7 protein-coding genes are annotated in these 9,376 nt (G+C 72.0%); 1 reads left to right on the forward strand and 6 read right to left on the reverse strand.

Annotated elements, in window-relative coordinates:
- Positions 1-395: 395 nt before the first annotated feature.
- From recD2 to CM1CMNOD_RS12770, 4 genes are all read right to left on the reverse strand, one after another.
- The gene (gene recD2, locus CM1CMNOD_RS12755; RefSeq protein WP_013874022.1) at positions 396-2,618 is read right to left on the reverse strand and encodes an SF1B family DNA helicase RecD2; all 2,223 of its coding nucleotides are present in this window, start codon (positions 2,616-2,618) and stop codon (positions 396-398) included.
- A gap of 32 nt (positions 2,619-2,650) precedes the next feature.
- Positions 2,651-3,373, reverse strand: a complete 723-nt coding sequence (gene mftE, locus CM1CMNOD_RS12760) for a mycofactocin biosynthesis peptidyl-dipeptidase MftE (RefSeq protein ID WP_013874023.1) — start codon at positions 3,371-3,373, stop codon at positions 2,651-2,653.
- 121 nt (positions 3,374-3,494) lie between these two features.
- Positions 3,495-5,432 carry a mycofactocin biosynthesis glycosyltransferase MftF gene (mftF, locus tag CM1CMNOD_RS12765; protein ID WP_013874024.1) on the reverse strand — a complete coding sequence of 646 codons (1,938 nt, stop codon included), beginning with the start codon at positions 5,430-5,432 and terminating at the stop codon, positions 3,495-3,497.
- Positions 5,429-6,214 carry a mycofactocin-coupled SDR family oxidoreductase gene (locus CM1CMNOD_RS12770; RefSeq protein WP_013874025.1) on the reverse strand — a complete coding sequence of 262 codons (786 nt, stop codon included), beginning with the start codon at positions 6,212-6,214 and terminating at the stop codon, positions 5,429-5,431. Before CM1CMNOD_RS12770 ends, mftF begins: the two co-directional genes overlap by 4 nt.
- Before the next feature lie 360 nt (positions 6,215-6,574).
- On the opposite strand from CM1CMNOD_RS12770, the gene mftR reads away from it, so the two are divergent.
- Complete coding sequence (gene mftR, locus CM1CMNOD_RS12775; protein WP_013874026.1) at positions 6,575-7,249, forward strand: mycofactocin system transcriptional regulator; 675 nt, start codon at positions 6,575-6,577, stop codon at positions 7,247-7,249.
- A gap of 705 nt (positions 7,250-7,954) precedes the next feature.
- Here mftR and CM1CMNOD_RS12780 read toward each other — a convergent pair.
- On the reverse strand, positions 7,955-8,683 hold the full coding sequence (locus tag CM1CMNOD_RS12780) for a hypothetical protein (protein WP_131772585.1): 729 nt from the start codon (positions 8,681-8,683) through the stop codon (positions 7,955-7,957).
- Positions 8,684-9,004: 321 nt separating this feature from the next.
- Positions 9,005-9,370 (reverse strand): phosphotransferase, encoded by a 366-nt coding sequence (locus tag CM1CMNOD_RS12785; protein WP_083828284.1) that lies wholly within the window; start codon positions 9,368-9,370, stop codon positions 9,005-9,007.
- Positions 9,371-9,376 lie beyond the last annotated feature (6 nt).

Raw genomic sequence — 9,376 nt, forward strand, 5'->3', positions numbered from 1 at the left:
GCCCCGCCGAGTCGGCCCGCCAGGCCGACCACAGGGTCGGTCTGGCGGGCCAGCCACCGGGTCGGCCGCTGGGTCGGCTCAGCGGCCGACGGCCGGCCACCCACCCGCGGCGCGTCCTACCGGGTCGACCCACCGGGCCGGCCGGCCCGACGAGCGAGCCAGCAAACACAATCCACCAACAACACCGGCCAGCCGTCCGCCCCGCCCGGGAAGGCGAATACGGAGCGAGTACGGAGCGAGTACGGAAATGGCTACCACGGCAACCACTTGCCCCCTCATTCCCGCGATTCGACCTCCGACCAACGATCAGAGCGAGCCCGGAGGAGGAGCCTGGGTCGGGAGGGCGGACCAGGGCGGCCCGAGATCTGAGACCCGAGATCTGAGATCAGGCGGTGTTACGAAGCGGACGTTTGTAGCCGGTGGTCGAGGGCGGTGTGGCGGCGACCGCCGCTGACCGTGCGCACGGCCTGGCCGATGGCTCGGTGTGACCCGACCAGCACCACCAGTTTACGAGCCCGCGTGACCGCCGTGTACAGCAGGTTACGCTGCAACATCATCCAGGCGCTGGTGGTGACCGGGATGACCACGGCCGGGTACTCGCTGCCCTGCGAACGGTGGATGGTCACGGCGTAGGCGTGGACGAGTTCGTCCAGCTCGGTGAAGTCGTAGTCGATGTCCTCGTCCTCGTCCGTACGCACCGTGACCTTCTGCTCGTCGAGGTCGATACCGGTGACCACGCCCAGGGTGCCGTTGAAGACGCCGCTGGCTCCCTTGTCGTAGTTGTTGCGGATCTGGGTGACCTTGTCGCCGACCCGGAAGATCCGCCCGCCGGCGCGGCGTTCGGGCATGTCGGGACGCGCCGGGGTGAGCGCCTCCTGCAACAGCGTGTTCAGCGCGCCGGCGCCGGCCGGGCCGCGGTGCATCGGCGCGAGTACCTGCACGTCGCGGCGCGGGTCCAGCCCGAACTTCGCGGGGATCCGCCGGGCCACCACGTCCACGGTCATCGCCGCGGCCTCCTCGGTCTCGTCCGCGGCGAAGAAGAAGAAATCCGACAGGCCGCGCACCAGCGGGTGCTCGCCGCTGTTGATCCGGTGCGCGTTGGTGACCACCCCGGACTGCTGCGCCTGCCGGAAGACGTGCGTCAGCCGCACGTGCGGGACCGGTGTCCCCGCCGCCAGCAGATCGCGCAGGATCTCCCCGGCCCCGACGGACGGGAGCTGGTCGACGTCGCCGACCAGGAGCAGGTGCGCCCCGGGCGCGACCGCCTTGGCCAGCTTGTTGGCCAGCAGCAGATCGAGCATGGACGCCTCGTCGACCACGACGAGGTCGGCGTCCAGCGGGTGGTCGCGGTCGTAGGCCGCGTCCCCGCCGGGACGCAGCTGCAGCAGCCGGTGCACGGTGGACGCGTCGTGCCCGGTCAGCTCGGTGAGCCGCTTGGCCGCCCGGCCGGTGGGCGCGGCCAGCACGATCTTCGCGCCCTTGGCCTGGGCAAGCGTGACTACGGAGCGTACGGTGAAGCTCTTGCCACATCCCGGCCCGCCGGTGAGGACGGCGACCCTCTCGGTCAGGGCCAGTTTCACCGCCGCCCGCTGGGCGGGGGCGAGTTCGGTGCGCGTCCGCTCGTGCAGCCAGACCAGCGCCCTGTCCCAGTCGACGTCGGCGAACGACGGCATCCGGTCGGCGGGCGCGCGCAGCAGCCGCAGGAGCTGACCGGCCAGGGAGATCTCCGCGCGGTGGAAGGGCACCAGGTAGACCGCGGCGACGGGGGCGTCCGGATCCTCGCCGGGGATCTCCTCACGGACGACGCCCTCCTCGGCGACGAGTTCGGCCAGACACTCGATCACCGCGCCGGCGTCGACCTGCAGGATCTTGATCGCCTCGGCGATCAGCCGCTGCTCGGGCAGGAAGCAGTTCCCGTCCCCGGTGGACTCCGACAGGGTGAACACCAGCCCGGCCTTTATCCGCTGCGGGCTGTCGTGCGGAATCCCGACGGCCCTGGCGATCGTGTCCGCGGTACGGAACCCGATGCCCCACACGTCGGTGGCCAGCTGGTACGGCTGGGTGCGCACCACCTCGATCGACCGGTCGCCATATTGTTTGTACATTCGCACCGCCAGCGACGTGGACACCCCGACGCCCTGGAGAAAGACCATCACCTCCTTGATGGCCTTCTGTTCCTCCCAGGCAACCGCGATCGCCTTCGTCCGTTTGGGGCCGAGTTTCGGGACCTCGATCAGCCGTTCGGGATGCTGTTCGATGACGTCCAGGGCATCGATACCGAAATGCTCGACAATGCGCTCGGCGAGCCTCGGCCCAATACCCTTGATCAGCCCGGAGCCGAGATACCGCCGAATACCCTGGATCGTCGCCGGCAGCACGGTGGTGTAGTCCTCGACGTGGAACTGCCGGCCGTACTGTGGATGCGAGCCCCACCGCCCCCGCATCCGCAGCGACTCACCCGGCTGCGCGCCCAGCAGCGCGCCCACCACGGTGATCAGCTCACCGGACCGCCCCGCGTCCACCCGGGCGACGGTATAGCCCGTCTCCTCGTTGGCATAGGTGATCCGTTCCAGTACCGCGTCCAGCACCGATCCGTGGAACGGCTGCCCTGCTGCCATGCCAGTACCGATATCACGGCCGGCCGCCGGTCCTACGGCTGGCTCTTCCGGTCGTGCGGCAGGCTGTCGTGCCACCGGTCGGCCGCGGCGGCGAGCTCCTGGGCCCAGGCGTCCAGGATGCGCGTTCCGGCGCGGGCGGAGGAACCGGTCGGATCGCCCAGCACGCCGTTGGGGCTGACCGCGCGCACCCCGGACTCCCGCAGCGCCGGCAGAAGCTCACCGATCGGACGGGTCACCCCGGGCTCGACATGGTCAAGCCGCACCGCCTGCCCGCGCAGCGCGAGCATCACCGAGGTCTCGGTACGGCCGGCGTGGGCGTCGTCCGCGGGCCCGCCGGGCAGCCAGGCGAGCACCCGCCGGCCCTCACCGCGCAGCCGGGCGACGGCGCGGCGCAGCGGCGCGGCGTTGCCGCCGTGCCCGCAGACCAGCAGCACCCCGGCGAACGCGTCCGCCGAGCGGACAAGCTCGACCAGCAGCAGCTCGACGCCGTCCTGCCCGATCGACAGGGTGCCGGGAAAGCCCGCGTGCTCACCGCTTGCGCCGTAGGGCAGCGCCGGCGCGACGAGCACCCAGGAGCGGGCACGGGCGAGCCGCTCGCACAGCGCCGTGGCAAGTTCGGTGTCCACGGTGAGCGGCAGGTGCGGCCCGTGCTGCTCAGTCGCACCGAGGGGGACGGCGAGCACGCTGGCGGCGGCCCGCTCGGCCACCTCGGGCCAGGCGAGCTCCGCCAACCGCCAGGGCCGCACAGCGGTCACGATATGTGATGCCCTCCCAGGATCCGGGATGCCCCTGGAACGCGACATGGCCCGGTGGACGGGGCGGCCCCGGGGTACGGGGCAGCTTCAGGGCACAGGCCGGTCACGGGGCACAGGCCGGTCACGGGTGCCGCCCGCGGGCCTCGGCTCTGGCCTCGCTGCCTTCGGCCCTGGTCCGGACGCCCCGGCCGGACCTCCTGAACAGGCCGGGAGCCGCCGTCCGGCCGACCCGGCCGACCCGGCCGACCCGGCCGACCCGGCGATCGTCGATGTCGGCCGAGTTCGAGCAACATGATCGTTGTGATTCTGGTGCTGTCCCAACAGCATCAAAATCACAACGATCACAGCGCCGCCGGGAGATCCGGCGCAGATACGCGGTCACCGCGGTGGGCCGGCCGGACAGCTCCGGGAGCAGCGGGGTGAGCGTGCCCGCGCATGCGGCGCCCCACCAGACCCCGGCGCCGTAGGCGGCGTCGTCGAGTGCCCGCAGCAGCAGCCAGCGTGGCGGATCCACGTCCGGCCGCCGCTGATACCACTCGTGCAGGTGCCGCCCCAGCGCCAGGGCCAGCAGCCATCTGCCCCGCCTGGTGCCCGCCAGCAGCGGGACGGCCGCCGGCCACCAGGCGCGGGTCACCGCGTCGGCGAGCAGCCGGCCCGCGCCGAGGTGCCCCAGCGCCGCCACCCGCAGCGCCCCGGTGGCGGGCACCCCGAGCGGCGTCAGTCTGCGCGGCAGCAACGCCGCCGTACCGGCCGCGACCACAAGCCCGGCCCGCGGTCGGCCGGCGGCCACCGCCGCCCACGACAGCGCGCTCCACACCGACATCCGCACCGGCGCGACGGCACCACCGTGCCGGGCGGCCAGCGGCGCCGCCGACGTCCCGTAGTCGAAACGCTGCCGCAGCCACGCCGTCCATCGGCCGCGGGGAGCGTGCCCGACCCGCGACGCGGGCTCGTAACGGACCTGCCAGCCGGCACGCACCAGCCGCCACACCAGGTCCACGTCCTCGCCGAAGCGCATCCGCTCGTCGAAACCGCGCAGCTCCCGCAGGGCGGCGGCACGCACCACGAGCGCGGCCGAGGGGACGTAGCTCACCCGGCTGGCCGGCCGCACCGGCGCCGCGGCGACGCCGAGGTCCAGCGACGAGCGCGCCCGCTCGTAGCGGGCCAGCAACGACCGCCCGGGCAGGCTGGTCACCCGGGGGGCCACCGCGGCGACGTCCGGGGCGTCGAAGTGCGCCAGCAGCGGCTCCAGCCAGCCCGGCTCGGGCCGCACGTCGGCGTCCAGGAAGGCCACCAGCTCGGTGCCCGCCCGCCGCCAGCCGGTGTTGCGCGCGGCGGCCGGGCCGCGGGGCCGCTGGTGGCGGGCTGTCGCCCGCGGCAACGGCGGCACGGATCCGTCGTCCACGACGATCACTTCCGCCAGCTTCCCCGCCTCCCCCGCCTTCCTTGTCTCCCTCGCATCCCCCTCGCCCGCCTCGCCCGCCTTGTTCGCCTTGTTCGCCTCGCCCGCCGTATCCACCTCACCTGCCGCGCCCAGCGCGGCGAGCAACCGTTCCAGGGCGGCGGCGTGGTCGCGCACGGGGACGACGAGCGTGACGTCGGACAGGCGCAGCCGGGGACGTTCGTAGACCGGGTGGGCGATTCCGGCCGCCACCAGCCGGTCCGCCAGCCGCCGCCGCGCCGGATCGGGCCCGACCGGCTGCCCGCGCATCCACTCCTCGACCAGCCGGGCGCCGGCGGCGGGCAGCCGCAGGACCCGCAGCGGGGAACCGCCGAGCAGCACCTGCCCGTCGGCCCACCGGCGCGTACCAGGGTCGAAGACCAGCCGCAGGACGCCGTCCGCCGGGCTTCCCGAGCCCGCGCGGCCCTCGTCCCGGGTGCCGCCGGCTCCCGCCGCGGGAGTGCCCGGGCTCCGGGAGCCCGCGGCGTCCAAGGCGTCGTCCGCGCGCTTCGCGGGTCTCCCGGAGTCCGCGGGATTCCTGGGGCTCGCGGGATTTCCGGCGTTCGTCACAGCGGTGTCCGCGTCGCGGGAGCCCGCCGGGCCCACGGTGCCTGTCACGCGGTGAAGCCGCCGTCGGCGTGCACCACGGTGCCGGTGATCGCGGACGAGCCCTCGCCGCACAGCCAGCACACGGTGGCGGCGACCTCCTCCGGCCGCAGCAGGCGGTCGAGGAGCTGGTATCCGGCGAACCCGTCGACGTCCGGCAGGTCGTAGAGGGCGGCGGTCGCGTCCAGCATGGCCGTGCGGGTGGAGCCCGGGGACACCGCGGTGGCCGTGACGCCGGTGCCCCGCAGGTCGGTCGCGAGCCCGCGCACCAGCCCCACGACGGCGTGCTTCGCGGCGTTGTAGGCGGCCAGATGCCACAGGCCGCGATGGGCCGCCGCCGACGCCAGCGCGACGAACCGGCCGGAGCGCGGCGGCGCGGCGCGCAGCAGGGCGGGCACGGCCGCGCGGGCGAGGTTGAGCACCCCGCGGACACCGACCTCGAACAGGACGTCCCACTCGGCGTCCGTGGTCTCCCACAGCGGACGGCCGCCGGCCATCACCGCGGCGTGCACTCCCCCGAACTCGCGCTCGGCCAGCTCGACGGCCTCGGCCAGGGCCTGTGCCTCGCGCACGTCGGCCACCACGTCGCGGACCCGGCCGGGCCAGCGCCGGGCGAGCGCGCGCAGCTCCTCCGGCGTCCCCAGCGGGTAGGCGACGCCGGGCAGGTCGGCGCACACGTCCACCGCGACGACCCGCCACCCCTGCGCGGCCAGTTGGCCCGCCACGGCCGCGCCGATGCCGCGGGCCGCCCCCGTCACCACCGCCACCCGGCCGCTACCCGCCTGCGGGTCCACCGCCGTCCCCCCGGCCGCGGCCCGCGCGGTGCCTGCCGTTCCCTCGCTCGCTGTTCTCTCGCCCGCTGTTCCCTCGCTTGCCGTACCTGCCGCTGTTCCTTCGGCCACCGCGTCCGTGGGCGCCGCTGGCTGGGTCACCGCCCTTCCCGCCGCTGGTGACCGTGCCCGCGGCGGGCAGCCGGTCGGCCACGGCCGGCGTCCGGCGGCTTCCGGATGCGCGCCGGGCGTGGGCCGCCCGCCGCGCGCGTCCGGCACGACCCGGGCATCCGGTGCGGCATGGCATGCTCCCGTCCGACAACATGATTCGCTGTGACCGCAGGCACGCATAATATTGGCACTCAATGCCACCCGGAAGAGGCGATGCGGAACCAGGGCGAAGAGCGCGCACCCGGCACATCCGGCACATCCGGCGGCCGGGGTGGCCGCAGCCCCGTCACCAGCCGCGCCGAGCTGGAGCATCTGGCGTTCGAGCTCTTCGCCGAACGCGGCTTCGAGCGGACGACCGTCGACGACATCGCCCGCGCCGCCGGTATCGGGCGGCGGACGTTCTTCCGCTACTTCCCGTCCAAGAACGACGTCGTCTGGGGCGCTTTCGACGAGGAACTGGCCCGGCTGCGAGCGGACCTGCGCACCTACCCGCCCGACGTCCCGCTGATGGACGCCGTCCGCCAGGCGCTGATCGAGTTCAACCGGGTCGGCCCCGCCGAGACCCCCTGGCACCGCCGGCGGATGCGGCTCATCCTGGGCACCCCAGCCCTGCAGGCACACTCGACCCTGCGCTATGTCGCGTGGCGGCAGGTCATCGCCGAGTTCATCGGTAACCGCATCGGCCAGGACGAGCACGCCCTGGCCCCGCAGGCGATCGCGTACGCCACCCTGGGCGTGGCGATCGCCGCCTACGAACAGTGGCTACGCCACGAGAACCTGGAACTCACCGAACTCCTGGACGCCGCCATGCGGAAGCTCGCCGCCGGCTTCGCCGGCACAGTCGAAAACCCCATGCCGCCCTCGCCCAGGCGCCCCAGCAGCCGGTAGCCACCGATGTACCGCGGATCCCCCGGCATCGGCCGCACCCCGGCCGGTAACCACGGCGAGGCGGCGCCATCCGCACGGGGCACCGCATCCGCGCGGGCGCCTGTCCGCGCGTAGGGCGCTCCATCCGTATCCGGGACGCCGTGCTCTTCCCCCCGACCGTTCACGAGCCAGGCTCCTCGTACCCACCGCAACCGCTCACCACGGCATCGTCCCGCCCAGAACGACGATCTCTACCCCGCGCCCGCCACCCGTGGTCGACCGCCCTGCCACCCGCCCGAACGCATCAGCCCCACACCCATCAGCCAGGACGTCCGGCCTCCTCCCCGCACAGCCCGGCCTGCCACGGACCAGGTTCCTACCTTCGGTTGCTCCCAGCAGGCCCGACGGGAGCAACCACCACATGTCAACGACCGTGCTGAATCGTGAGACGTGCTCGGATGCCGAGGCGGCTCGACTTCTGCGCCTGCCGCAGAGCACCCTCGGCTCCTGCTTGGAGGGCGGGTGCGGCAGGGCCGAGGTCACCGTCCAGTGATCCGTCTGGAACCCCGTGGCCGCCACGCGTCCGTGACCCGGGACGTCGGAACCACGGGATTTCACCGCCTTTGGCCGCGCCTGCCTGTAGGTAGAAACCGCACGACACACCATCGCGGCGACACGACGACGGACAACGGCGAAACCCGCCCGATCCCGGTCCATCCGACCGCGCTACCGATCCATCGGCGCTATCAACGGGCAAGCCGAAGCACCATCGCTCTGCCATCCCGGCACCCACAGCGTGTGCGTGCACGAGCCGACATCGATCTGCCAGGTCTGCCGGTTACGGTGATCCTCGATACACACCGGCCGCCGCGTCAACGGCTCCGCCACCCGCGCATGCACCCAGGCATGCGCCCTCTCCCACGCCGCCCCGTCGAACTCCGCCACCACCACCCCGTCACCATCCACAACCACCAGCCGGTCCGGCACGACGCCACCAGCTATGATCGTTTTTGTAGGACCGTCCGGTGTCCGGAAGCCATCCAACAAGGGAAACTCCCGGCGCGTCGTCACCGCCGCTTCCGACCGTGTGCGCTGTGTCGGATCACACCCGGTCGGGTAAATCGGTGTCGGTGCCTTCGCATCGGCGGGTTGTGGGGACCGGCGTCCGCGTCGTGGCCGTGCGGGGAACCATGCCCGTGCCAATGCGGTGTGGACGGCGTCCAAAGCCGCTTGCTGACCGGCAAGAAATGCTGTTGCTTCGCTTTCTGTCACTCCGTGACCGGCTCGTAGTAGCGGTTCCGGCGTCACCGCCAGCACGGCGAGCAGCGCCCGGCGCAGATCGGACGAGAGCAGCGGCGGAACACCCGTCGGATCCTGTTCGTATGCCGCATCCTGCGCTAACATACCCACCGCGTACAGGCGATGCCTGACAGCACGTTGCTCGTCCAGTATCATACGGCCACTCCCCGCCAGCGGACCGCAGGAGCCGCCGAACTTCCAGAAAACCGGACCGGACCAACCCTGTAATCACCTATGCCGTTCGCGTCCGCGAAATGACTTGCCGCGGCCGGACTCTCGAAGGCCAGCACAACTTCTGACACGCCCTTCGCCTGCCGTCCATCAAAGGCTACCAGCGCGTAAAGATGCTGCTCGCCGCCCATGTTCCCGACCGCCTTTCTCGGCATAGCAGTCGATCAAAAATCCGCCGACCGTCCGCTTCCGTTACGTTGAATTTTTAATGCGTATTCACGGGAAGAAAATGCAGTCTTTTACCAATCAAGAAAAACGGTATTCGCTCCATTTTCGCGCCGTTTCCACTAGTCGCTTCTTCCACGGCTGTGAATCCGCATGTACGACTTCCTGCCACATACGAAGGTTGGCTACCGTGAAGGCGTCGACAGCCTCGTTGGAAGCGTGCTGCCAGGCTGGGAACTGAGTCGCCCAGGCCGTGGCATCCTCGGGGGTGTGGCCGGCATCGATCAGCCGCACGAGAAGAACTGCCACATCGAACCAGGCGGGTCCGCGAGTGGGCCAGGCCCAGTCGATAAGATACGCCCTGTCGTTGACCAGTACGTTGTGAGGGGCGAAGTCGGTATGCAGCAGGGCGTCTCCGGCCAGGAGCTCTAATGCAATGCCGCTCAATTAGGC

Source organism: Protofrankia symbiont of Coriaria myrtifolia, from assembly GCF_900634755.1.
GTDB lineage: Bacteria > Actinomycetota > Actinomycetes > Frankiales > Frankiaceae > Protofrankia > Protofrankia coriariae.